At 71.6% G+C, this 23,576-nt stretch carries 19 protein-coding genes and 1 pseudogene; 6 read left to right on the top strand and 14 right to left on the bottom strand.

Features of this window, described 5'->3' with window-relative positions; genetic code table 11:
* Both xdhC and SRB17_RS09935 read left to right on the top strand, forming a co-directional pair.
* Window positions 1-810: a xanthine dehydrogenase accessory protein XdhC gene (gene xdhC, locus SRB17_RS09930; RefSeq protein WP_153536853.1), complete on the top strand. Its 810-nt coding sequence runs from the start codon at window positions 1-3 to the stop codon at window positions 808-810.
* 674 nt (window positions 811-1,484) lie between these two features.
* Window positions 1,485-2,669: a type III polyketide synthase gene (locus SRB17_RS09935; protein WP_153536855.1), complete on the top strand. Its 1,185-nt coding sequence runs from the start codon at window positions 1,485-1,487 to the stop codon at window positions 2,667-2,669.
* 177 nt (window positions 2,670-2,846) lie between these two features.
* Here SRB17_RS09935 and SRB17_RS09940 read toward each other — a convergent pair whose 3' ends face one another.
* Window positions 2,847-5,009, bottom strand: coding sequence for a SpoIIE family protein phosphatase (locus SRB17_RS09940; protein ID WP_153536857.1), 2,163 nt, complete (start codon window positions 5,007-5,009; stop codon window positions 2,847-2,849).
* Between the two features lie 233 nt (window positions 5,010-5,242).
* On the opposite strand from SRB17_RS09940, the gene SRB17_RS09945 reads away from it, so the two are divergent.
* Window positions 5,243-5,683, top strand: coding sequence for a hypothetical protein (locus SRB17_RS09945; protein WP_194293959.1), 441 nt, complete (start codon window positions 5,243-5,245; stop codon window positions 5,681-5,683).
* Here the strand turns inward: SRB17_RS09945 and SRB17_RS09950 are convergent.
* The 5 genes from SRB17_RS09950 to SRB17_RS09970 all read right to left on the bottom strand — a co-directional run bounded on the left by SRB17_RS09950 (window position 5,646) and on the right by SRB17_RS09970 (window position 11,237).
* Window positions 5,646-5,939: a hypothetical protein gene (locus SRB17_RS09950; protein WP_153536859.1), complete on the bottom strand. Its 294-nt coding sequence runs from the start codon at window positions 5,937-5,939 to the stop codon at window positions 5,646-5,648. The genes SRB17_RS09945 and SRB17_RS09950 overlap by 38 nt on opposite strands.
* A 66-nt stretch (window positions 5,940-6,005) precedes the next feature.
* Complete coding sequence (locus SRB17_RS09955) at window positions 6,006-7,175, bottom strand: PP2C family protein-serine/threonine phosphatase (RefSeq protein WP_323375246.1); 1,170 nt, start codon at window positions 7,173-7,175, stop codon at window positions 6,006-6,008.
* A gap of 109 nt (window positions 7,176-7,284) precedes the next feature.
* The gene (locus SRB17_RS09960; protein ID WP_153536861.1) at window positions 7,285-8,265 is read right to left on the bottom strand and encodes a GAF domain-containing protein; all 981 of its coding nucleotides are present in this window, start codon (window positions 8,263-8,265) and stop codon (window positions 7,285-7,287) included.
* An 80-nt stretch (window positions 8,266-8,345) separates the two neighbouring features.
* Entirely contained in the window at window positions 8,346-9,572 is a 1,227-nt protein-coding gene (locus SRB17_RS09965; RefSeq protein ID WP_153536863.1) for an acyl-CoA dehydrogenase family protein, read from the bottom strand.
* 102 nt (window positions 9,573-9,674) lie between these two features.
* Window positions 9,675-11,237 carry a long-chain-fatty-acid--CoA ligase gene (locus tag SRB17_RS09970; RefSeq protein WP_153536865.1) on the bottom strand — a complete coding sequence of 521 codons (1,563 nt, stop codon included), beginning with the start codon at window positions 11,235-11,237 and terminating at the stop codon, window positions 9,675-9,677.
* A gap of 137 nt (window positions 11,238-11,374) precedes the next feature.
* On the opposite strand from SRB17_RS09970, the pseudogene SRB17_RS09975 reads away from it, so the two are divergent.
* Window positions 11,375-11,917 (top strand): annotated as a pseudogene (locus SRB17_RS09975) (transposase); the annotation flags it as partial.
* Between the two features lie 20 nt (window positions 11,918-11,937).
* On the opposite strand, the gene SRB17_RS09980 reads toward SRB17_RS09975, so the two are convergent.
* From SRB17_RS09980 to SRB17_RS09995, 4 genes are all read right to left on the bottom strand, one after another.
* A complete protein-coding gene (locus SRB17_RS09980; RefSeq protein ID WP_153536867.1) occupies window positions 11,938-13,275 on the bottom strand; it encodes an MFS transporter in 1,338 nt (445 codons plus the stop codon).
* Window positions 13,276-13,348: 73 nt separating this feature from the next.
* The gene (locus tag SRB17_RS09985; protein ID WP_153536869.1) at window positions 13,349-14,674 is read right to left on the bottom strand and encodes a DUF1254 domain-containing protein; all 1,326 of its coding nucleotides are present in this window, start codon (window positions 14,672-14,674) and stop codon (window positions 13,349-13,351) included.
* Between the two features lie 48 nt (window positions 14,675-14,722).
* On the bottom strand, window positions 14,723-15,613 hold the full coding sequence (locus SRB17_RS09990; protein WP_153536871.1) for a M24 family metallopeptidase: 891 nt from the start codon (window positions 15,611-15,613) through the stop codon (window positions 14,723-14,725).
* A gap of 76 nt (window positions 15,614-15,689) precedes the next feature.
* The gene (locus tag SRB17_RS09995; RefSeq protein ID WP_153536873.1) at window positions 15,690-16,532 is read right to left on the bottom strand and encodes an SDR family NAD(P)-dependent oxidoreductase; all 843 of its coding nucleotides are present in this window, start codon (window positions 16,530-16,532) and stop codon (window positions 15,690-15,692) included.
* Between the two features lie 125 nt (window positions 16,533-16,657).
* Here SRB17_RS09995 and SRB17_RS47985 point away from each other — a divergent pair, with 125 nt between their 5' ends.
* Window positions 16,658-17,920: a PucR family transcriptional regulator gene (locus SRB17_RS47985; protein WP_323375247.1), complete on the top strand. Its 1,263-nt coding sequence runs from the start codon at window positions 16,658-16,660 to the stop codon at window positions 17,918-17,920.
* 13 nt (window positions 17,921-17,933) lie between these two features.
* On the opposite strand, the gene SRB17_RS10005 is transcribed toward SRB17_RS47985, so the two are convergent.
* From SRB17_RS10005 to SRB17_RS47540, 3 genes are all read right to left on the bottom strand, one after another.
* Window positions 17,934-20,021: a SpoIIE family protein phosphatase gene (locus tag SRB17_RS10005; protein ID WP_153536875.1), complete on the bottom strand. Its 2,088-nt coding sequence runs from the start codon at window positions 20,019-20,021 to the stop codon at window positions 17,934-17,936.
* 151 nt (window positions 20,022-20,172) lie between these two features.
* Window positions 20,173-20,652 carry a MarR family winged helix-turn-helix transcriptional regulator gene (locus SRB17_RS10010; RefSeq protein ID WP_194293960.1) on the bottom strand — a complete coding sequence of 160 codons (480 nt, stop codon included), beginning with the start codon at window positions 20,650-20,652 and terminating at the stop codon, window positions 20,173-20,175.
* 714 nt (window positions 20,653-21,366) lie between these two features.
* Window positions 21,367-21,501: a TetR family transcriptional regulator gene (locus SRB17_RS47540; protein ID WP_267133418.1), complete on the bottom strand. Its 135-nt coding sequence runs from the start codon at window positions 21,499-21,501 to the stop codon at window positions 21,367-21,369.
* Between the two features lie 342 nt (window positions 21,502-21,843).
* On the opposite strand from SRB17_RS47540, the gene SRB17_RS10020 reads away from it, so the two are divergent.
* A complete protein-coding gene (locus tag SRB17_RS10020) occupies window positions 21,844-22,287 on the top strand; it encodes an MscL family protein (RefSeq protein WP_153536879.1) in 444 nt (147 codons plus the stop codon).
* Between the two features lie 304 nt (window positions 22,288-22,591).
* On the opposite strand, the gene SRB17_RS10025 is transcribed toward SRB17_RS10020, so the two are convergent.
* Window positions 22,592-23,569 carry a hypothetical protein gene (locus tag SRB17_RS10025; protein WP_153536881.1) on the bottom strand — a complete coding sequence of 326 codons (978 nt, stop codon included), beginning with the start codon at window positions 23,567-23,569 and terminating at the stop codon, window positions 22,592-22,594.
* Between the last annotated feature and the right edge of the window lie 7 nt (window positions 23,570-23,576).

The raw sequence follows: 23,576 nt of genomic DNA on the forward strand, positions 1-23,576 counted from the left end.
ATGACGTGGATCGCCGCGGTCGCACGGTTGCGGGCACGCCGGGAGTCCGGCGTGCTGGTGACCGTCGCGACCGTGCGCGGCCATGCCCCGCGCGACGCCGGTGCGAAGCTCGTCGTGGGGCAGAACGAGACGTGGGGCTCGATCGGTGGCGGCAATGTCGAGGCCGTCGCGATCGATCGGGCCCGGGAGATGATCGCCGCGTCCGAACCGGAGCCGGAACTTATCGATTTCGCCCTGAACGACAAGGTGACCAACGAGCACGGCGTGCAGTGCTGCGGCGGTACGGTCTCGGTGTTGCTCGAACCGCTGCCCGTGGTACGGGCGGTGGCGATCTTCGGCGTCGGGCACGTCGGGCTGGAACTGGCCCGCATCCTGGCCCGTCAGGACCTCGACCTCCATCTGATCGACACGCGCTCCGACGTCCTGACCGAGAAGCGGCTCGACGTGCTGGCGGACGCGGTGGCGCAGGTGCATGTGCATCACACGCCGCTGCTGCCCGAGGAGGTGCTGGAGGAGTTGCCGCGCGGCACCCACATCCTGATCATGACCCATGATCATGCCGAGGACGCCGCTCTGTGCGACGCCGCCCTGCGCACCACCCATCTCGGCTCCATCGGGCTGATCGGCTCGGCGGCCAAGTGGGCGCGGTTCCGCAAACGCCTCGCCACCGAGGGCGGTCACGACGAGGCCACCATCGATCGGATCAAGACTCCGATCGGGCTGGCCGACATCACCGGCAAGGAACCGGCGACGATCGCCGTGAGCGTCGCCGCCGATCTGCTGCGCACCTTCGAGACGGAGAAGAGCTGACCCTCCGACCCGGAGCCCGCACGCCGAGGCCGGCAACTTCAAGCGCCCTGGAAGAAGCCAGGTTTCACCAGCGCGGTGCGGTCTCGGCGGTGATCCGTTTGCCGAACTGACGCGGACTCAGCCCGGTGAACGGGGCTTTCCAGGAAGGCTCCGACGCCGGATCGCACCAGCCACGCCGAGGTCATCGCCTGTGCAGGCGGCCCTGCGCGGTGTCCCCCGGGAAGTGAGGCTGCGAGGGGGAGCGGCGGCCTGGCCACCCGCGCGGTCATGCTCGCATGACCAGCGATGGCGGGGCGGCCTCGAGCCGGCCGCGGCGCGAGCGCAGCCGAGGCCGGTGGGCGTGCCGCGCCGCGGTACGGCAGCGAAGTACGGCAATCGTGTGCCCCTCTGTCGCCCATCGCGTGGGACAGCCTGCCGATCGCGGCGCGGCAGCGACGAGAAGCCTGCGGGTTGACGGTGTGTCAGGTGAGGGGTGTGTGGCGTGTCACGCCTTCCAGGGCTGCCTAAGTTGTCTGCATCACAGCGGAAATGTCCATTTGGCGTCCATGCTCGAACGCGGAAACCGGCTCCCGAAGTGGAGCGGGTCGGCAACCTCTTGGGCGCGACATCCCAAAGTGACCCATGACACAGCACTCGTGACATTCCTGCTTGTTCCCCCGGAAAGGTGCCGCACTATGGCCGCTTACCTCTGCCCTCCTGCCGTGATACACGGCGAGCACACCGTGAAGACCAGCCAGATCGTGGCGGAGGTGCGCGACCGGCACCCGCACGCGGCGTGGGAACCGCGGATCGACGGCATCGCGGCCAGCACGGGCATCGAGACCCGCGGGTGGATGCTGCCGCTGGAGGCCGCCGTCGCGCCCGGCAACGGCGGTGGCCTGCGGGGTGTCGGCATCGGGTCGGCCCAAGAGGCGTTGGCACGCGACGGGTTCACCGAGCAGGACGTGGAACGCGTGATCGCCGCACTCGAGGCGATACCTACGCCGCAGACCGTCCAGGAGCGCACCGCGCCGGCCTGGGAGGCCGTGCAGTCCTACGGCGAGCGTGCGGCGCGCGGGGCCCTGCAGATCGCCGGGCTGGACGCCGCGGACGTGGACTGCCTGATCACCAGCAACTCCACCACCCCGGCGCTGCCGGGTCTGGACATAACCCTGGCCAACAAGCTTCAGCTCCGCAACGACGCGATGCTGCTGCCGGCCACGCAGTGGGCCTGTATCGCGGGGACCCGCTCCCTGGCGCTGGCGGCGGATCTCGTGGTTGCGGACCCCGACCGGGTGGTCCTGGTCGTGATCGCGGAGGCGCTGAGCACGACCTACCAGCCCGCGGACGACACGCTCGAGTCCCTGATCGTCCGGTTGCTGTTCGCGGACACCGCTGTCGCCGCGGTGGTCACGGGCCGCCCGCGGCGCGAGTCGGTGCTGCGGCTGGACTCCGCCTGGCACCACACCCTGCCCGGCACCCAGGACCTGCACCGCCTGGACACGCGGGCGGACGGCACCCACTTCGTGATGGACCGGCGCGGGCCGCGCGCCGTACAGGAGACGGTCACCGCGATGTGGGAGTGGCTGCGCGTCCGCTACCAGGACCACGCCGACTCCTGGCACCCCGACGTGCTGCTGGCGCACCCCGGCGGGACCCGGGTGCTGGAGTACATGGAGCAGACGATGCCCGACACGTGGCCGCCGGGGCTGCTGGACTACAGCCGGGACAGCTACACCAGCGGCAACCGCGGAGGCGCCGCCGTGTTCGACATCATGCGGCGGGCGTACGACGCCGGGCAGAAGCCGGGCAGCCGCGCCGTCCTGTACGCGGCGGCACCGGGCCTCACCGCCACCGCCCTGGACGGGGAGTGGCTGTAGCGCGAGCCCACGCCACCGGCAGACGGGCCGTCCGTATCAACGGTCACGTCACGTATCGCTGAGGATACGGTCCGTACCGTCGGTGGCGCCAGGTGACGTGGCGCCCGGTGACGGGTCCTCCTCCCGCGCCCGCGCCGCGCTCCCGTACGCCGCCCGCGCCCTCGCCCCGCAGCCGCGTCACCTCGCGACTTCCGCCCAGACCACCTTGCCGGCGTCCGTCCACCGCACCCCCCACCGGGTGGTGAGCCGGTGCACGATGTGCAGGCCACGACCGCCGTCGTCGAAGATGCCGACCGGGTTCAGACGCGGCCTGCCGTTGCCGGTGTCGCCCACCTCGCACAGCAGGCCGTGGCCGGCCCTGATCAGCCGTACCGTGATGGGACCCGTGGAGAAGCGCACCGCGTTCGTGACCAGCTCGCTGACCAGCAGCAGGACGGTGTCCCGGGTGTCGTCCCTGGTGCGCCATTGCCGCAGCAGCGCGGAGACCTGCGAGCGGGCGCGGGCGGGGGCGTCGTAGCGGGCGGGCAGCCGCCAGGTCGCGGTGTCCCCCTTGCGGTAGCCGATCATCCGCGCGAGCAGCAGGGTCACGTCGTCGCGCTGGCGCACGGGTGCCAGCGCGGAGACGACGTGCCGTACGGCCTTCTGCAGGGAGTCCCAGGGGTGCACCGTGGACACCGCGTCCGCCAGCTTGCCGATGCCCTCGTCGATCGACAGGGCCGGATCCTCCACCAGGCCGTCGGTGTAGAGGGCGAGCAGGGAGCCCGGGGGTGCGTCGAACGTGTGCACGTCGAACGGCTCCCGCAGTGCGAACTCGGCGCCCAGGCCGGGGTGAGGGCGGACCACGAGCGGGCCCGCGTGCCCGTCCGGGGAGACCAGGACCGGGGGGAGATGGCCGGCGCTGGACAAGGCCACGCGGTGGCTGACCGGGTCGTACAGGGCGATGCAGCAGGTCGACCCGAGGGCGCTGTAGCCGGCCGCCAGCCCGGACTCCGCGTCGTCCAGCAGCGTCACGGTCTCGTCCAGGTGCTCCAGCACCTCGTCGGGCGCGAGCCCCGCGGACAGCAGCGCGCGAGCCTCCATGCTCAGCTGGCCCATGGTCGCCGCGGCTCCCAGCCCGTGCCCCACGACGTCACCGACGACCAGCGCGGTACGGCCGTCCGGCAGCGGAAAGCTGTTCACCCAGTCGCCGCCGACGCCCGCGCTGTCGGGCGTGGCGGGCTGGTAGACGCTGGCGATCTCGATGGTGTCGCCGCCGGTCCGGGGCAGCAGCCGGCGCTGCAACGCCAGCACCTGCGTGTGCTCGCGCTGGTGCTGACGGGCCAGGTCGATGTGGTGGGCGGTCCTGGCGACCAGTTCCTGCAGGTCGAACAGTTCGCTGTCGCGGAAGGGGCAGTCCGCCCGCCGCCAGACCTCCGCCACGCCCAGCACGACGGGCGGCGCGCCGTCCAGGACCAGCGGTATGCACGCCACCCCCGCCGACCGGTCGCCGGGCACCAGGGCACGTATCACCCGCGGACTGCCGAGCACCCGCTCGACCGTCGCCCGGTCGGGTATGACGATGGCCTGCGGGGCGTCGTTGCGCCGTACCGCCTGCGCCAGCAGGCGACTCGCGTCGCTGGGGAGATCGTCGCCCGGAGTCACATAGCCCTCGGGCCACGCCCGGTCCGGCACCAGGGCCGCCCGCCGTAGCCGGATGCGCCCCTGCGCCTGCCCGGTGACTCCCTCGCCCGTCCACACGGCGAAGTCGAGGTCGATGGCGGCCACCTCTCCCCAGGCCAGCAGGGACTCCGCCAGCGACTGCGCGGTCTCGCCGATGTCCAGCGAGGTGCCGATCGCGGTCTCGGCGGCGTACAGGTGCAGCCTCCTGGCCATGGCGATCACGGAGACGGTCAGGCCCTCCTGAGGCGCCGCGGCGGGCAGGATGCTCATCGAGACCACCAGCTCCGACCCGTTGCCGCGCCGCAGGCGCTGGATCCGGGCGACATGCGCCTCACCGGTCTCCAGGACCTGCCGCAACCGCCGTGTCACCGTCGGTACGTCCCCCGGTGGCAGGAGATCGACGAAGGGACCCCCGGCCACGGCGTCCAGACCCGCGAACACGGGGGCGCCCAGATTGCAGCGGGTGATTCTCAGGTCCCTGTCCAGGTTGACCACGCCCAGAATCTGATCCTCATGGCCGGCAGCGGGGTCGTCGGGTACGCGTGGCGGGGTGCCGCGGTCGCCCTCCGCGTCTGCCGGGCCGGCGGCCGCTGCCGCTCCACCGCGCGGGACGTAACGCCCCAGGGCGCTGCTGACCAGGTCGAACGGCGAAGAGGACGAGGGGGAGGGTGTGGAGTCCATGCGGCTCTCTCAGCAATCCCCGGCGCAGCGCCGAGGCCGTACTCGGACCCGTGCGACGGGGCCCCGAGATCCCTGACCGCACACCTCATTGAATAACAGCGGGGGTCGCTTCGCCCACACCAGCGGATCGCGCGGTGAACACGGACAGTGAGAGTCAAGACCTCTGGATCGGGGTGTCACGCGGCGCGCGCATCACCTTCTGATGGGGGGCGCTCGACGCGTATCGTCCCGGCATGGACGGCGCTGCTTCGCCCCGTGTCCTCGTCATCGGGCTCGACCCGTACCGGGTGCCCGGGCCGTGGGATCCCGAGCCGGTGGCCAAGGCGATCGAGGGGGGACTGACCAAGTTCGCCGAGCACGGCGTGGGCGTCGAGACCTGCCTGATCGGCCTCGACGGACGGGACGACGTGGAAGCGGCCGTCGGGAACGCGCTGCGAGCCCATCCGTGGGAGTGCGTCACCGTCGGGGGTGGCCTGCGGCACTCGGACGATCACGTCGAACTCCTGGAGCAGGTGATCAACCTCGTTCGACGGCACGCACCCGATGCGGCCATCGCGTTCGACAGCACGCCGGCCACGACCCTACGAGGCCGCTGCCCGGTGGATCGAGTGACGGCAGCGAACGGCGCGCTGGGCGTCACTCTCCGCCGATGGACGGCCGGATCTCGACCGTGAAGACCGCGTCCTCGGGACCGGCGCCTTCCTCGTCCTCCCAGACGATCACGCGCACGTGCTTCTGGACGGAGCCCTGACGATCCCACTCGGACACCAGGTCGGTGACGACGAGGGCGGCGACGTACTCGGCGTCCTCCTTCGCATCGTCGGTGGTGACGGTCCCCCGCCAACGCTCGGGATGGTCGCCGTAGGGGCGCCAGCCCGCGGAGCCGTGCGGCTCGTCCACCCGGTACACCCAGTCCGTCTCGGTGCTCATGAGCCGATCCTGCCACCTTCCCCGCGGTGGCCCGGGGGTGCGGGAACGAGATCCCTCACGTCCGGTTCAGGGGGTGTGGCCGAGCCCGCTCGAGTGGATGACCCGCCCATGGCGACGGTGGCTGTCGAGCTCGCGGTGGAGCGCGATGAGCGCCGCGTCGTCGTTGAGGCGCCCGCGGGTATGGGCGGCCAGATCGCGTTGGACATGGTGCAGCAGTGATTCGGGGCCGGCCTTGGTCCACTGGGCGGCCCGTGCCTCGAAGGGGTAGAAACGGCCGTCGGCGTCGCGGGCCTCGATGACGCCGTCCGTGTAGAGCAGGAGGGTGTCGCCGGGCTCGAAGGAAGCCACGTCGATGGTGTAGCCGTCCGGTCCCGTCTCCGCGATCCCCAGGGGCGGCGCGGGATGCAGGCCGGGGACGGTCAGGCCGCTGCCGGGGCTGAGCAACAGGGGAGGGGGGTGCCCGCAGCTGATCATGCGGATGATGTGGTCGTCGTCGGGGAGCTCCATCAGCAGGGTGGTCGCGAACCGTTCGCCTGCCTCGGCGGTCGGCTCGAAGTCGGCCAGGTACCGGGACACGCTCTGCTCCAGGGTGGCGGCCAGATCGGGGAGGGTGGCGTGCCGGTGTGCGGCCTCGCGGAAGGCCCCGAGCAGGAGGGCGGCTTCGCCGATGGCGGACAGGCCCTTGCCCCGCACATCTCCGATCATGATGCGTACCCCGCCGGTGACGCGGGTGGCCGCGTACAGGTCACCGCCGATCTGCGCCTCGTCCTCGGCGGCCAGATACAGGCAGGCGATCCGCAAGGAGCCCATCCGCTCCGGCAACGGCCACAGCAGGCCGTGCTGCGCCGCCTCCGCGACCGACCGGACCTTGGCCAGCTGACGCTGGTGCCGCTCTCGCACCACGCAGAAGAACACGATCAAGGCCGCCAGCACCGCCAGTGCGAGGATCTGCACGAGGACGTTGCGCGAGAACAGCACGCCGAAATGCCAGCCGATGTACGCCTGCGCCCCCACCGCCAGGAAACCGATCAGCCCCGTCAGCCAGGGACCGGCGAACGAGGCGGTGATCGCGGGGGCGATGACCAGGAGCGGGCCGAGATGGACGTCCTCGGGCACCAGTTGGTCCACCATCGTGATCACCAGGATGAGCACGATCGGGATCAGCAGCAGCGCGTGGCTCGACTGCCGTGGCTGCCGCACACCGGCCAAGCCGTGCTCGGCGTTCACATCTCCCACAGTGCCACCGTCCAGGACGGCTGACGAGCAGGGAACGCTGTCACCTCCGGCGACGAGTGGCCAAGGCCGTCGCGGTCTCGTTCCACCGGGCGGCACCGATGGTGAGGTGTCACCGAGCGGGGAGTGTCTTTGCCTTCCGGAGAACGCACGCACGGCCGGGGGAGCGGGGCGCGGAGAACATCGCGGAGCGGACCGGCCCGGACTCGACGTCCTGCGGCCCCGCACTGGTGGTCGAGATCTGCAACCCGGCCTCGCGCAGCTGGGTCAGCGCCGCCTCGGTGGAATGGACCAGGTCGCGGATGCGCTCCCCGTGGTCGTGCAGGCGGCGCAGCAGGATCGTCCGCTCCAGCGCGTACCCGTAGCCCTCCGCGAACGCCCAGAGCACGTCCCGGTCGAGAACGTCGTCGACCGCCAGGGTGGAGGCGTGCGGGAATCCGATCACCCGGCCTTCCGGCATGACCGCTGCCGCCACATACGAGCGGATGCCGGACGCCCGCGTGAGCTCCCGGATGACCCGCGGGTCGTTGAGCGCGTCATGGACGAGCAGCGGCGACCGGCGCCGCAGGATGTCGTTCTCCAGCACCATCGCGTCGAGCCGGATCGGCGCGAGGCCCGCGCAGAAGCGCCGCACCTTCTCGTGGAGATGCGGATCCTCCACCGAGTACGCGGACACGGGCGTGACCACGCCGTCCTCGACGCGCCACAGGATCGCCGCCTTGAACCCGCAGTACGTGCACACCGCGTCGGGGGCCCTCGTCAGCATCTGCTCGGTGGAGCCGGTCGCCGGCAGATGTGCCAGGGCGCGTTGCACCTGGAGCACTCCGTCGAGGCGCCGGGCGGTGCGCTCGTCGGCGAGCAGGGCCTTGACCTCGGCGAGTTCGAGCGCCAGCAGGGCGACCGCGGTGGCCTCCGGCCCGGTACAGGACGGCACCATCCGGCCCAGCGCGCCGAGGCCGTCCTCCACACGCTGCTCCAGGGCCACCGCATCGGTGTCCGCCGGCTCAGCGGCGCTGCCGCTCGGGCCGAGCAGTTCGGCGAGTCGGACGAGAGCGGCGGCTGCCCGCTCCCGGGCTTCGGCAGAGACGTGCATGACGGGGCACATCCTCGTGGCTCGGGCGTGCCCGGCACGGACCGGAGCGGTCCGTGCCCGGGCGGCGCCGCGGGGGTGGGTCAGCCGGTGATGTCGCGACCGAAGATCTGACGGGCGATGACCCACTTCTGGATCTCGTTGGTGCCCTCGTAGATCTCGCCGATCTTGCTGTCGCGGTAGATCGCCTCGATGGGGCAGAGCCGGTCGTCGGCGCCGAGTTCGCGGGCGAATCCCAGGCCGCCGAAGGCCTGTACGGCGTCGCGTGCCATGTCGACCGAGAGCCGGGTGGCGTGGAACTTGGCCATGGCCGCCTCGGGTTCCGGGAAGGGGTTGCCGGCGTCCAGCCGCAGGGCGGCCTTGGTGTAGAGGGTCCGGGCCGTCTCGATCTCGGTGGCACGCTCGGCGAGCAGGAACTGCCAGTGCTGGTTGGCGGCGACCGGCTTGCCGAAGGCGCGGCGCTCCGAGAGGTGGGCCACCGTGTGGTCGAAGGCCGCCTGCGCCATCCCCACGCCGGCGGCGGCGATGCCGATCCGGCCGTAGGTCAGGGTGCCCAGCGCGTGCCGCAGGCCCTGTCCCTCGACGCCGCCGAGCAGGTCGTCGTCGGTGAGCCGGACGTCTGCGAAGTGCACGTCGGCGGTGAGCTGGCCGCGGTTGCCCATCTTGCGGTCCGGCACGCCCACCGACACACCAGGCAGGGAGGTGTCGACGATGAACATGCTCAGCCGGTCACCGGTGCGGGCCAGGGTGACGACGAAGCCGGCGACCGGCGAGTTCGAGATCCACCGCTTGTGGCCGTTGAGCACCCAGCCCTCGGCGGTCCGTTCGGCGACGGTCCGCACCGCCTGCGGGGACAGGTCGCTGGAGGCGTCGGGCTCGGTCGTGGCGAAGGCGCCGACCACCGAGCCGTCGACGACCCGGCGCAGCCAGCGCTGTCGCTGGGCTTCGGTGCCCTGGTTGAGGGCGTTCCCGGCGAGGATGCAGTGGACGTCGAAGACCGCGGCGATGCTGCTGGAGCAGTAGGCCAGTTCCTCGATGGCGGCCGCGGTGGCGGTGGCGGGGTGGGCAAGTCCGGCACCGCCGACATCCGCCGGGAACGCTGTGCCGTACAGGCCGGCGGCGGCGAGGTCGTCGAACACCTGCCGGGGGAAACCGTCGGTGCGCTCGTCGCCGTTGGCGATCGCCGCGGCGTGCGGGGCGACGGCCTTCTCGGCGAGTGCGCGCACCCGGGTGCGGACGTCCTGGGTCTCCTGCGGGGCGAGGAGTTCGTGGTAGAGGCGGTCGGCCTGGCGTTGGGGGAAGGAGATCATATGTGCAACATATCATTCGTACTGCATACGATTAGTGGTACGCATCGTGTGAGGGGCGACACCATGCCGGGCACCTGGTCCTGCACGATGGCGGACAGGTGCCTACAGGCCGTTCCGCAGCTGTCGCTTGAGGATCTTCCCGGTCGCGTTCATGGGCAGGGCGTCCAGGAACTCCACCCGGCGTGGGTACTTGTAGCTCGCCATCGACTCCTTGCACCAGGCGATGAGTTCGTCCTCGGTGAGGGTGGCGCCGGGGTTGAGGACCACGCAGGCCTTGACCTCCTCGCCGTGACTCTCGTGGGGCACGCCGATGACGGCGGCCATGCTCACGGCCGGGTGGGTGTGCAGGACCTCCTCGATCTCCCGGGGGTACACGTTGAACCCGCCCCTGATGATCATGTCCTTGGCGCGGTCGACGATGTAGAGCCAGCCGTCCGCGTCCCGGCGGGCCAGGTCTCCGGTGCGGAACCAGCCGTCGCGCATGACCTCGGCGGTGGCCTCCGGGCGGTTGTGATAGCCCTTCATGACGTTGTGCCCGCGCACGACGATCTCGCCGACCTCGTCGTGCCCCTCGACACGTTTCCAGTCCTTGGTGATCAGTTCCGCCTCCACGCCCCACACCGGAAGGCCGATGGAACCGGGGCGCACCTGCTCGCCGACCGGTGTCAGCGTGGCCAGCGGGCTGGTCTCGGACAGCCCGTACCCCTCGCGGATGGTGACCCCGAAGCGTTCCTCGAAGCGGCGGTGGATCTCCACCGGCAGCGCAGCCCCGCCGGCCATGGCCCTCCGCAGATTTCCGGCGATCGCCGGCACGTCGACGTCCGCGGCGCCCGAGGCCGCCTCGCCGAGCAGCGCCCAGTACATGGTGGGAACGCCGGCGAAGAAGGTCACCCGGTGACGCTGCATCAGCGCCAGGGCCGACGCGGCGTCGAAGCGCGGCAGCAGGACCAGGGTGGACCGGCCGGCGAGGCCGGCGTTCATCTGCACGGTCTGGCCGAAGGAGTGGAACAGGGGCAGGGCGATGAGATGGACCTCGTGCTCGATCTCGCCCAGCATCTTGTGGCAGGTGAGCGCGTTGAGCGTCATGTTGGCGTGGGTGAGTTCCGCGCCCTTGGGCCGGCCGGTCGTGCCGGAGGTGTACAGGATGACCGCGGTGTCGCCGGGCTCGGTGGGCACGGTGGCGAACGCCGTGTCCTGGTCGGCCAGGGCCGTGGTCGCCGTCTGGGCGCCGCTGACCGGGGAGTCGGCGGTGGGACGGCCGGTCAGCAGGAAGAAGTGGTCACAGCTCTCGGTCTCGCCGAACCCGGTCCAGCCCTCCTGCCCCAGCGGGAGTTCGGCCGTGCCCTCGAAGCAGAAGTACGCCTTCGCGCCGGAGTCGCGCAGGTGGTAGGCGATCTCGCGGCTCTTCAGCAGCACGTTGAGCGGGACGACGACCGCTCCGGCCTTGAGGATGCCGTAGTAGACGACGGGGAACCAGGGCACGTTCGGACAGGACAGCGCGACCTTGTCGCCCGGCTCGATGCCCCGCGAACGCAGCAGGTTGGCCACCTGACAGGCGGACGCGTCGAGCTCCGCGTAGGTCAACTGCTGGTCGCCGAGGACCACGGCGGCGCGGTCCGGCACGGCGCGTGCGCTGTCCTCGAGCATGGCGACGAGGTTGAGCATCGGTTCTCCGTAAGGTGTGACGCGGCCCGGAAGGGCCGGGTGTGGCTGATCGGTTCTTGCCGGCCGTGGCGAGCCAGGGGCGGGGCAGGAGCGGTGGTTCGAGGAGAGGCATGTGACCGATGGGCGGGGCGGCATCGGCCCGGCCGGGCGCCGATCTTGCTCTGCCGACGGCCCACCGCACCGGCCTGGTGGCCGACCGGGTGCGGCTGCTCAACCGGCTCCGCGACGTACTGACCGGCGTCTTCCCCGCGCTGGAACGGCCTTTCGCCAGGCTGACGTTCTGGCTCACCAACCGGGGCGTACGTAGTGCCGACCTGGTCGCGGCCACCGCCCTGGAGGCGGCTCGCGCGCAGCGGACGGCACGGCCCGGTGAGGACGTCACCGCGCGGTTCGTGGCTGACCCGGCGACGCGGATCCCCGCCCCGGACGCCCGGCTCGAACGTATCGACCAGCAGATCCGGGACACCTTCCGCGCCCACCCGCAGGCGGAGATCATCGAATCCCTGCCGGGCACGGGCCCCATCCTCGGCGCTGAGCACGTCGTCGCCGCCGTGGACCTGTCGGCCTACGCGGACGCCGGGCACCTGGCCTCCGCGGCAGGACCGGTACCCGTTCCACGCGACTCCGGCCGGCGCACCGGCACCATGCACCGGCCCGAGCCCCACAGCCGCCGCCTCAAGCTCCTGCGCGACAACCGGGTTCACAGGGCTTCGCCGGACTGTGCGTCCCGTCGGGTCTGTGCGTTCAGGTCCTGCTCGTAGGTCCGCGAGGCGTACCAGAGGGCGGCGGCCGAACCGATGCAGAACAGGGGCATCACGGTGAGGGCGGTGGGCAGGCCGTACGCGTCCGAGAGCCGGCCGGTGAGCAGCGGTCCCACGGCCAGGCCGAAGAGGTTCTGCACCAGCACCAGCATGCCGAGGGCGGTGGCGCGGACCGAGGAGTCCACGATGTCCATGACCACGGCCGGGACCGGCCCGATGACAGAGGTCACCGCGAAGGTGCCGACGACGATCAGGCACAGCTGCAGCGGACCGGTGGGCACCGCCCCGAAAGCGGAGGTCAGCAGGGCCAGGGCGAGCAGGGCGAACGCGGCGGGGAAGAGGAGCTTGTTGCGGGCGCGCGTCGCGCTCGCGCGGTCCGCCAGGCCGCCGAGCACGAAGGTGCCGACGGCACTGGCGAGGATCGCCACGGCGGACACCGCTCCGGCCCGGGTGTCGGTGTAGCCGTAGGCCCGGGTGAGATAGCTGGGCAGCCAGGCGAAGAGCGTGGAGAGCACCGCCAGTTGCAGGGCGCTGGCGAGGTAGACCGGGACGGCGGTGCGGGCGCGGAAGAGTTCGGCCATGACGGCGCGCAGTCCGACCGGGACCGCCGGCGCGTCCTGCCCGGTGGCGACCGCGTCGGTGCCGGGGGCGTGGCGCTCGCGCACCTTGAGGAACAGCAGAGCCAGCACCGCGCCGGGCACGGAGAACACGCCGAGGGTGATGCGCCAGCCGAGCTGGCCGACCATCAAGCCGCCCAGGAAGACGCCGAACACCGCGCCGATGGGCGCCGCGGACAGGAAGGCGCCCGCCACCGTGGAGCGCTTGCGCTGCGGGAACAGACTGGCGAGCAGGGCACCGCCCGCCGGGCCGTAGCCCGCCTCACCGGCTCCGACGGCCGCCCGGGCGGCAACCATCTGGCCGTAGTTGCCGCTGATGGCGCAGCCCAACGCGGCCAGGCTCCAGACGGTGCCCATCAGCGCGACCGACTTCGCCCGGCTCCAGCGGTCCGCCAGGCGGGCGAGCGGGAGCGCGCCGAGGCCCACGGTCACCGAGACGACGGAGACCAGGGCGCCCAGCTGCGTGTCGGAGAGCCCCCACTGGTCCTTCAGGAACGGGAAGGCGGAGACGATGATCTGGCGGTCGATGTAGTCCGTGAGCGCCAGCGCGAAGGCCAGCGCGAAGACGTACCACGCGTAGCGCCGGGAGACCGGGGGCGTGGCCGGGCCGGAGGCATCGACGCCCGGCCCCCGTCCCGGACGGAGCGATGGCGAGCCCATGGGGAACCTCCGTGAGGCCTGGTCCGGCCCGCGAGGGCCGGACACGGTTGCTGGGTCTGTTGCAGGACCGGGATCAGCCAGCCTTGCGGATGCCGGGCATGCGCCAGCTGCCGTCGAGGGCCTCCGGGCGGGGGAGGTAGAGGCGCATGATGACGTTGAACGAACCTTCCGGCGCGGGCAGCCAGTTGGCCTCGCGGCCCTCGCCCGGGGACGCGTGCTGGATCAGCAGGGTCAGGGAGCCGTCGGGGTTGAACTCCAGGGCGTCCCGGTCGCCGATGGCGTAGCGGTTCAGCGGGTTGTCCACGAAGAACTGCCGGTCGTTGTACATGGTCAGGGACCAGAAGGCGTCGGCGGGCGGCAGGGCGTCGGCCTCGAAGTGGAGGGTGTAGGAGGTGCCGCCGTGCAGCGGTTCGCGGCCGGCGTCCACCCGGCACAGCGGATAGAGCGCGTCCTGGGGGAGATTGGCGCCCAGGCCGACCCAGGCGATCGAGGCCCGGTGCAGATAGTCCGTGCCGTACTCGCCCAGGTCGTACGCGGTCAGCCAGCCGTCGTGGAAGTCGGCGCGGGGCCAGCGGCCCCTCTCCTCGACCCGCTTCAGCCCGTCGGCCGCTCCGCGTGCGATCTGCTTCTGCTCGTCCGGGGTGAGGGCGTCCCAGTCGAACGGCCGTCCGGCGATGACGCCGAGTCGTTCCAGCGCCTCCGTCATCGGGGCGTCGGCGGCCCGCTCCGGGTTGGTCGCCAGCAGATGGGCCGTCATCGCGAAGAAGGTGGCGGCATCGAGCGTGGCGACCTGGTCGACGGGCGCCGTCACGGCGTCCACGGGACCGGGTCCGGGCTCCGCGGCGCTCGTGGAGCCGCCGAGCGGGGTCAGCCGGTAGCCGGCCTGGACCGCGTGCACGGCCGGATAGTCGGCCACTGTGTCGGTGTAGGTCCGGCCGATGCACCAGACCGTGGCGGTCGGGGCGTCGATGCGCTGGACGCCGTCCGGCAGTTCGCCCTGCCAGCCGGGGCCGACCAGGGCGAACTCCGCCGCCTCGTTGCCGGTGGTGCGGGTGCCGGGGCAGGCGAAGACGTTGGTCCAGGCGTCGAGCAGCTCAAGCATGTAGTACCGGCCGTCCGTGTCCGGGACGGACAGCTGCACCGGGCCCGCCGACAGGTCCAGCCAGGCGACCGAGTACAGGGTGTCGACATTGGGGCTGACCACCGACTCGAAGGCCGCGTCAGGGAACGCCGGGGCGTGCGCGAAGGTGTTGATGGGGGCGTGCCCCACCTCCGGCGCGTACTTGGACGTCATCTGCCGCTTCGTCAGCTCCATCAGGACCAGCGGGTAGGCGAAGACGTACGTCTCCGCGGCCAGGTCGGCGAGCTCTGTGGCGGTCTCGTTCTGCACGTCGGTCATGGGGGTTTCTCTCAGGTTCTGGAATACGTGAGTGGGTGTCGTCGCCGGTCAGGCGGCCCGGTGCTGCTGCCAGTAGCGGATGTGGGGCAGGTCGTCGTCGAGCCAGTACGCGTCGTCCTCCGTGACCACGAGCAACTCCTCCCACTTGACGCCGATCTCGCCCTTGCCGATGTGGGGTTCGACGGCCCACAGCCCGGGCTCGCAGGGCTGGTCGGAGGTCTCTCCCCACAGCGGGGTCCGGTTGAGCCGGGGGCGGATCGCGGACTCGAGCAGGTGCCCGCTCAGGTAGGCGATGGCCTGCGGGCTGAACCCCTGCACCCGGAAGGTGGGCAGCCGGGTGCCGGGCACCTTGCCCACCTTGTGGGCGATGACCGAGCCGGGGTAGTAGCTGTGGATGTTCTCGTAGCCCTGGTCGGCGATGAGCTTGTCGACCTCCCGGTAGATCCGGGACTGCGGGGTGCCCTGCCTGACCAGGTCCAGGATGAGCGCGCGGTGGGGCTCCAGCGCCATCCGGGCGGCGTGGAAGTCCTCGTCGTCCTCGCCGCCGAGGCTGCACGAGTAGCCCATGTCGCAGGCGAATCCGCCCACCACGGGGCCGACGTCGAGGATGACCGCGTCACCGCGGCGCAGCGGTCGGTCGGTGGGCTGGAACTGCTTGCCGAAGTGGGCGATCTTCGGGTTGAGCAGGCTGGTGAGCGCCCCGCCCTTCGGCTTCTCGAAGTTCTTGAACCGGGTGCGGTCCCCGAACCAGGCGAAGCCGTAGTGGAAGAAGCGGGTCACTCCGTGCGCGCGGAGCCAGTCCTCGATGGCCTTCGCGGCCTGCTTCTCGGTGATTCCCTCGTACAGCTGCGCCTCTACGGCGGCCACCGCGTCGTAGGCCAGCCGCTGGGCCGCCTTGACCTCGGCCAGCTCCTGGTCGGTGAAGTGTTCCTTGGACATCGGTCAAACCTCTCGGGGCGGTTCACCGCCGGTTGATCGTGCCGGCGGGGTGGGACGGGGCGGGTGCCGGATCCGGCTAGTCGGCCATGGCGGCCAGGCGGGCGGAGAACCAGCGGCCGGCCGGAGGCACCGCGCGCGACAGCCAGTAACTGAGGTGGGCCTCGGCGGCGATCGGGGCGACGGGCTTGTTCCGGTCCACGGCGCGCAGGACGTTGCGGGCGACGCGCTCGGCGGTGTAACCGCGCTTGCGGTACAGCGCGGCCAGGTGCTCGCGGCGCCGGTCGTGGTCGCCGCCGCCGCGGATCGGGGTCGCCCGGGTGATGTTGGTGTTGATCACGCCGGGGCAGACCGCGGTCACGCCGATCCCGTGCGGGCGCATCTCCAGGCGCAGTGTCTCCGAGAGGCCGAACACCGCGAACTTCGTCGTGCTGTAGGCCGACAGCTGCGGGTTGGCGAGGACACCGGCGGTGGAGGAGAGGTTGACGACATGGCCGCCCCTGCCCCGTTCGATCATGGTGGGAAGGAACGCCGAGCAGCCGTGCACGACGCCCATCAGGTTGATCGACACCAGCCAGTCCCAGTCCTTGGGCCCGGTGTCCAGGAAACCGGCGAGCAGCCCGACGCCCGCGTTGTTGACCAGCAGGTCCGCGACGCCGAAGCGTTCGTGGGTGGCTGCGGCGAAGGCCTCCATGTCCGCGGCGCGAGCCACATCGACACGCTGGGTGAGCACCGCGCGGCCCAAGGCCCGGATGCCGTCGGCGGTCTCCGCCAGCCCCTGCTCATTGAGGTCGCACAGGGCGAGGTCGGCACCGCGGCGGGCGGACAGCAGGGCCAGCTCGCGGCCGATGCCGCTGCCGGCTCCGGTGATGACCACGGTGCGGCCGCTCAGGTCCGAGGTCTTGATGCGTGGTGAGGGCATGCGCGGACGTTATGCGGCGCGGGCCTGTGCGGGCTTGTACTGGGCTGCCAACAGTGGCGCGGATCTTGGCGCCCGGTGACAAGCGGCCGATCGCCGGTGCAGGAGCGCCTCGATAGACTCGCGGAGTGGAGATCGAGTGGGCGCCTGCGCGCAGGCCGGCTGCCCAGAAGGCCTGGCGGCAGGTGCTTCGCCCGGTCGCGGCCGAGCTGGCCACGCAGGCGGCGGCACTCGCGGAACGGGTCACCGCGGCCCTGAAGGCCGAGGGACCGGAGTGGTTTCCGGACGCCGAGTCGGTCGCCGAGAGCGTCAAGAGCAACGAGGCGCACTTCCGGCTGATCGCCGAGGCCCTCGAACGGGGAGGGGACCCGTGCCGGGTCGACCTTCCGGCCTCGACCGTGGAGGCGACACGGTCCGTGGTGCACCGGCAACTGGCGCTCGCGGCGATCCTGCGCTCCTACCGGCTCGGACACGAGATGCTGTGGCAGTGGGTGTTCGACCGGATCACCGCCCGGCCGGCCGATCCGGCCGAGCAGACGGCAGCCGTCGATCTGGCGTCACGCTGGCTGTTCGCCTACGTCGACGCGGCGGTCAAGCAGACGGAACACGAGTACGCGGCCGAGCGCGAGGCGTGGATGCGCAGTGCCGCCGCGGCCCGCGCGGAGGCGATCACGGCCATCCTGGCCGGGCGTGAACGCGACCAGCGCCGGGCGACGAACCGGCTGCGTTACGAGCTCGCCCGCCACCACCTCGGCCTGATCGCCTGGGGGGTCGAGGCCACGTCCGACGCGCGGGCCGCCCAGGTGGTGGCGGCCGCCGGGCGGGCCGTGGGCGCGGACGCCACGCTGACCCACTCGCTCGGGCCGCAGACGCACGCCGCCTGGCTGAGCCGCACCACGCCGTTCACCGAGGCGGACCTCGACCCCGCGCGGCTCGCCGCCCCGGCGGGGGTCCGGGTCGTCCTCGGCGAGCCGGCGTACGGGCTGGACGGCTTCCGCCGCACACACATCGAGGCCGCGCATGCCCGCCGGGTGGTGATGCTGGCCGAACCGCACACCGCGCCGGTCGCCCGCTACCGGAACATGGCCGTCGCCGCACTCGGCACAGTGGACGCCGAGCAGGCCCGGACGTTCGTCATCCGGGTGCTCGGTGACCTCGCCGCCGACGACGAGGCCACCTTCCGGCTGGCGACGACGCTGGCCAGCTACCTCGACGAGAACTGCAGCCGCACCCGCACCGCCGAACGTCTCATGATCCACCCCAACACGGTCACCTACCGGGTCCACCAGGCGCGCCAGATCCTCGGCCGCGGCATCGACAGCGACACCCTGGACGTCCGGGTGGCCCTGGCACTGCTGCCCACCCTGCGGGGCCTGCCGCCGGCCCCGTAGACGCGTACGGCCGTCAGTCCTCGGGCGGGCGCAGTTCGGCCCACACGGTCTTGCCGCGCCGTGCGGGCCGGACGCCCCAGCGTTCGGTGAGCTGCGCGGTGATGAACAGTCCCCGGCCGCCCTCGTCGCCGACCATGGCGCGGCGCAGCTGCGGCGCGGTGCTGCTGTCGTCGGTGACCTCGCAGGTCAGGGTCCGGTCGCGGACCAGTCGCAGCTCGATGGGCCCGTCGGCGTAGCGGACGGCGTTGGTCACCAGTTCGCTGACGACGAGTGCGGTGTCGTCCGCGAGGTCGTCCAGGGCCCACTCGGTGAGCCTGTCGGCGACTTTCCGCCGGGCCTCGGTGACCACCTGGGGCTGGTTCGGAAGTGTCCATGACGCCGTCCGGCTCGCGTCGAGTGCACGGGTCCGGGCGAGCAGCAGGACGGCGTCCCGCTGCGGCTGCTCCGGGAGCAGGGCGTCGACGATGGCGTCGCACCTGGCCTGGAGGGAGGAGTGGTCCGCCGCGATGCGGCGCAGCTCGTCCAGCGGGATGTGGCGCGGTCGCGGACCGTCGCCGGCCGGGAGCAGGGCGGGGTTGTAGAGGACGAGGGTGCTGCCCTCGGGCAGGGTGCGTTCGGTGACGGCGTACTCGCCTAGGCCCTCGCCCAGGGGTGGACCCGGGGTGACGTCGATCAGTCCGACCTCGCCGTCGGGCAGGACGAGCGCCGGCGGCGGGTGCCCGGCGGCGGCCACGGCGCAGTTTCCGGTCACCGGGTCGTGGATCACGTACACGCAGGTCGCCGGCCAGGTCTGGTCGGGCGACGGCGCCTCCTCGGACTCCGGACCGCACGGAGCACGGGCGAACCGGCTGGTCAGGTCGTGCAGACGGGCCAGGATCTCGTCGGGCGGCAGATCGAGTTCGGACAGGGCGGTGACGGCGGCGCGCAGTTCCCCCATGGCCGCCGTGTCGTCGATGTACAGCGCGGTGGTGTCCCCGAGCGCCAGGGCGACGCGCGAGCCCGAGAGGGGAATGACGTCGAACCAGCCGCCTCCGGCTCCCGCGGGAAGGTAGATGTGTGCGGTGTCCACGGCGGCGTGGCACCGTGAGTCGGGGTGCCGCAGATTGCGCTGCACGATACGGGCGACCGAGTGCTCCCGGTGGTAGAGACGCGCGTTGTCCAGGCACAGACCCGTGCCGGCCGCCAGCTGCTCGGCGAGCGCCAGGTCGTCCCGGTCGAACGGGACGGGGTGGTGCGACCGGTAGAAGCAGGCCAGGCCCAGCACCACCCCACGGGCGCGCAACGGCACCGTGATCATGGAGTGCACACCGGCCGCGGTCAGCGGGGTGTTCCGCGCGTGCGCCTGATCCAGGACGGGGACCAGCTCGGGTTCCAGGCTCGGCAGGACGTCCCGTCGCGAGGGGGCGCAGACCCGGCAGGCGGCGCCGGTCGGGGGGTCGTGCCGGCGGCCCTCGTCGTCCACCGAGCGCGAGGCCGCGCGGCGCAGCGGCAGTCTCTCCGTCACCGTGCCGAAGGCGGGCGCCTCGCCCCGCAGCACGGAGTCGAGCACGTCCACGGTCACCGAGTCGGCGAGCTCCGGGACCACGATGTCGCACAGCTCCTGCGCGGTGCGGAACACGTCCAGCGTCGTACCGACCTCGGCGGTGGCCCGGTTCAGCAGGCGGAGCCGGGCCTCGGCCCGGACCCGCTCGGTGATGTCCGTGACGACGACGCTGAGACCCTGCACCGTTCCGTCGTCCCGCTGCAGCGGGAAGAGGGACACCGAGGTCACATGCTCCCGCAGCGGGCCTTCCCAGCTTCGTACCCGGAACTGCACGTCGAGGGCGGGGCAGCCGGTCTCCAGCACCTCGCGCGCCGCCTGTTCGACGGCCTTCGGATCGTCGGCCTGATAGGCCCGCAGCACATCGCGCATCGGGCGCCCCAGCATGCGGTCGACCGGAAACTCCTGGATGAACCGGGCACCGGTGTTGACCCGGACCAGTCGCAGTTGTGTGTCGTACACATGCAGCCCGTACGGCGACTGCCGGAACAGCACTCCGATCACGGCCTCGTCCAGTCCGAACCCGCCGGAAGGGGATGTGTGGGGTGGCGAAGCGGTCACGAGAAGTCCTTGTCGGTGGGAGAGGCCCACAGCAGACACATACGGCGGACATATCGAGCAAATCACCGCATCGCGCCCGGTGCCACCCTGGCGCTCGCACGCTCCCCGGCGCCGCCGTTCTCCAGGCCTCTTCCGTGCCCGGCGCGCCGCTCTACGACTCCTTCCGGGACCCCGTCCGGTCGCGCGCCTCGTCGAACAGCGTGGGCAGGGTGGCGCCCGACGCCAGCTCGGTCAGGATGCGGTGCAGCGCCGTGCGGTCGGCCGGGGCCAGGTCGGCGAACACCTGTGTGTCGAGCAGGCCGAGCTTGCCGTTGACGCGGCTGAGCGCGGTCGTACCGGCAGGGGTGAGCTCGACGACGTACCTGCGGCGGTCCGTCCGGTCACGGGCCCGAGTGACATAGCCCGCGTTCTCCAGCAGGTCGAGACTGCCGGCCATGGTGGCCGGGTCGATGCGCAGATGGGTACCGAGGCCCAGCTGCGGCTGGGGACCGTTGTCCGCCAGAGCCTGCAGGATGCTGTAGTGGCGCACGCGCAGGCCCGTGTCCTCCAGGCTGTCCTCGCTCAACCGGAAGGCCACCTGACCGAGCTTGACGAGCAGACAGACCGTGTGCTCGGCCACGGTCCCCGGCACCAAGGACACCTCGGACACTCTTCACCCCGCATACGATTTGCTCCGCGTACGATTCCCTTCTCATGGTACGCGGAGCACGGGCCCGGCGCTTGCGGGCGAACGCAGGCCCGGATCCTGCAGCCGGCGGGGGCGGCCGGGCGGACCTCTCGCGCCTGCCCAGTCAGCCGCGGATCGCGGAGGCGAAGATCGCGGGCAGGCGGGCGAGAGCCGGCGCGGCGGTGAACCGGGTGACGCGTTCCAGGGTCCTGCGGCCGGTGCGGTTGGTGACGAAGTACGGGGGGCGCGGCGACAGGGACGCGGACCCGGTGAACAGGCCGCGGGGGGAGGGGCGCGAAGGGGGCCCGTACCACGGTCTTCTCGACGTCCTCCAGCATGAAGGCGTTGCTGACGAAGCCGATGCCGCTGCCGATCGCCTGCCGGGTGTGGCCGGGATGGGCGCCCCAGGGGGGTGTAGCCGAGGAGGAAGCCGATCGCGGACCAGTAGTTGATGCCGAGGGTGCCGTAGCGCAGTTCGGCGACCGCCCTCTCCACGGCGGCACTGTCCTCCTTCTCCGTCCTCGGGTGCACGATCAGCGTCGCGCCGAGGGTGCCGGGCAGTGTCCCGTTCGCGAAGTCGACGGCGTGGCGCAGGAATGCGGCCGGCGTGTCCCCGGGGAGGCGCACCACGCCCAGCGCGCTGGCGAACACCTCACGGTGAGCAGGACATCGTGCGGTTCAGCGCGGAGATCGCCCCAGATCGGGCACCGAGAGCGGTCCGATGCGTGTCTCGGCGGCGGCGATGACCAGAGCCTGCTTGGACGGCCGGCGACGATAGATCGCGGGCTTGCTCACCTCGGCGCGCGCCGCCACCGCGTCATCGTGACCGCCTTGACGCCGTGTCCGGTCACCAGCTCGATCACCGCGTTCCGTACCGCACCGGTGACACGTTCCTCTCGCGGGCGCCCCGGCCCCCGCCCCCCTCTCTCTCTGCGTCCGGCTGCTGACCATGATCCGAGCATACGGTCCCCTCGGGAGCACGCCGTGCCCGAGGTCCTGCTGCTCACAACCGGCCGCCGGCCGGCGCCGCACGGCTGGTGGAACCGAGAAGAGACCGCGCGCAATTCCCGCGCGTCACATCCTCGCCTCACCGCGCAGGATCGTTAGCGTTCTGATGACCAATCGGTCAAATCGGCGCCAACGCGGAGAGACAAGATGCTCAGGGGATTCAAGAACTTCCTGATGCGGGGCGAGATCGTCGTCGTCGCGGTCGGGCTGATCGTAGCGCTGGCGTTCAGCACCCTCATCAAGTCGTTCACGGACAATGTGATCAACCCGATCATCGCGCGGGCGCAAGGGGGCCGGACCGTCGGGCTCGGGTGGCAGCTCGGGCGGCCCGGGAACAAGGCGACCTTCCTCGACATCGGGTCGTTCATCTCGGCGGTCATCTACTTCATCATCTTCATGGCCGTCGTCTACTTCCTGATCGTCGTGCCGTACAAGAAGTTCCAGGCCCGGCGCGGAGTGGCCGCCTTCAAGGAGCCCGGTGCGGTGAAGACGTGCCCCGCCTGCCTCTCCGAGGACATTCCCGCCGCGGCCGGCAAGTGCCGGTACTGCGGGACGGAGCAGCCTGCGGCGGGTACGACGCAGCACCCGTAACGCGCGGGGCGAGGCGCCGGTCAGATCCTCACCCTGCGGGCACGACCAAGAAGGCGTGGGCCGCTGCCTGACACGGTTCGGCACCCCCGAGGTCAACGGCGAACGAAGGATGCTCCGGAGGCGGCTGGTCGGGGCTTCGCCGGCGGTGCCGCCGACGAGCTGGATGCCCCGGTTGCCGCATACCGCCGACCCCGTCGGCGTGAGTGCTGTTCAGCGCCCTCAGCCGAGCGGCCCGTGACCTGTGTGGTGGTCCGCCACGGTGGCCGAGCCACCTGTCGGGCGCGGGGAGCCCTTGGGATGGTGGTCAGTCCGCCTGCGCCGTCGCGATCAGCGCATCGAGCGCCGCTCGCAGCTCGGCTGTTTCGGACGGGGTGGGATCGGCCGGTTCGTGCGGCACCAGCGCAGCGGGGTTCACCATGGGGGTGGTGCCCTCCGGACCAGGCGCAGCCGCGGCGGCGGCAAGGAGTACGCCGTTGTCGGGCGGCGGGGTGCCGAGGCCGTCGCTGAGTTGCCGCAGTGCGGCCGTGAGCGGGGGCTGCGGGAAGGGGAAGTTCGCCGGGAGCAGCCCGGCTTGCTGGGTGTGGTCGTCGCCGCGGAAGTCCAGGACCCAGTTCTCCCAGCCCGGCAATGGCCAGTGGTGGATACCGGCCACGGTCTGCACTGCCCAGAGCGAGACGGTGCGGGCCTGCGGGTCGAAATGGACGCCGCCGTACGGCATGTCGGTGAGCTGAGGGGTAGCCGGCGACGCATCGATCAGGTCGATCAGTCCGGGGCCGGCGGCGAGGTGTTCGATGGGCTCCCAGTCGCTGCCCCACGCGCGAACGCTTCCGTCGGGCAGGCGCAGGGAGACGACGGAGCAGGGCTCGGTGTACTCGGTGGCCGCGAACCCGGATGCCTCGAAGGTCTCGAACCAGCCCGGCGCACGGGTCAGATCCCTGCCGAGGCCCAGGTGGTGGGTCAGATCACCCATGCCGTCGTGCGCGAAGCGAACGTCCCAGCCGGGCCATGTCCGGGCCAGTACGGCGCGGGCGGCGATGTGGTCGGCCCAGCTGTCCGCGAAGGCGAACCAGAGCAGGATCCGGCGGTCGTGGTCGACGAGTGCGGCGCCCTCGCACCACACGTCGTCAAGCCATTCGTCGATCTCCCGGTTGGCGCGGAAGCAGCGTGTCGCCGCGGCCGGACCGGGCAGCAGATCGTCGACCACCCGGTTGGCGGCCCAGTGCGAGTAGTACCGCTGCCAGGCGCCGTCCTCGACCACCACGTACTGCGCTCGTGCTCCCATGTCCAGC

Origin of the sequence: Streptomyces sp. RB17, from assembly GCF_009604455.1 — a bacterium.
Taxonomy (GTDB): Bacteria; Actinomycetota; Actinomycetes; order Streptomycetales; family Streptomycetaceae; genus Streptomyces.

Coding starts and splice junctions, on each gene's coding strand:
- xdhC (WP_153536853.1), top strand. CDS start 1: ATGACGTGGATCGCCGCGGTCGCACGGTTGCGGGCACGCCGGGAGTCC.
- SRB17_RS09935 (WP_153536855.1), top strand. CDS start 1,485: ATGGCCGCTTACCTCTGCCCTCCTGCCGTGATACACGGCGAGCACACC.
- SRB17_RS09940 (WP_153536857.1), bottom strand. CDS start 5,009: ATGGACTCCACACCCTCCCCCTCGTCCTCTTCGCCGTTCGACCTGGTC.
- SRB17_RS09945 (WP_194293959.1), top strand. CDS start 5,243: ATGGACGGCGCTGCTTCGCCCCGTGTCCTCGTCATCGGGCTCGACCCG.
- SRB17_RS09950 (WP_153536859.1), bottom strand. CDS start 5,939: ATGAGCACCGAGACGGACTGGGTGTACCGGGTGGACGAGCCGCACGGC.
- SRB17_RS09960 (WP_153536861.1), bottom strand. CDS start 8,265: ATGCACGTCTCTGCCGAAGCCCGGGAGCGGGCAGCCGCCGCTCTCGTC.
- SRB17_RS09965 (WP_153536863.1), bottom strand. CDS start 9,572: ATGATCTCCTTCCCCCAACGCCAGGCCGACCGCCTCTACCACGAACTC.
- SRB17_RS09970 (WP_153536865.1), bottom strand. CDS start 11,237: ATGCTCAACCTCGTCGCCATGCTCGAGGACAGCGCACGCGCCGTGCCG.
- SRB17_RS09980 (WP_153536867.1), bottom strand. CDS start 13,275: ATGGGCTCGCCATCGCTCCGTCCGGGACGGGGGCCGGGCGTCGATGCC.
- SRB17_RS09985 (WP_153536869.1), bottom strand. CDS start 14,674: ATGACCGACGTGCAGAACGAGACCGCCACAGAGCTCGCCGACCTGGCC.
- SRB17_RS09990 (WP_153536871.1), bottom strand. CDS start 15,613: ATGTCCAAGGAACACTTCACCGACCAGGAGCTGGCCGAGGTCAAGGCG.
- SRB17_RS09995 (WP_153536873.1), bottom strand. CDS start 16,532: ATGCCCTCACCACGCATCAAGACCTCGGACCTGAGCGGCCGCACCGTG.
- SRB17_RS10020 (WP_153536879.1), top strand. CDS start 21,844: ATGCTCAGGGGATTCAAGAACTTCCTGATGCGGGGCGAGATCGTCGTC.
- SRB17_RS10025 (WP_153536881.1), bottom strand. CDS start 23,569: ATGGGAGCACGAGCGCAGTACGTGGTGGTCGAGGACGGCGCCTGGCAG.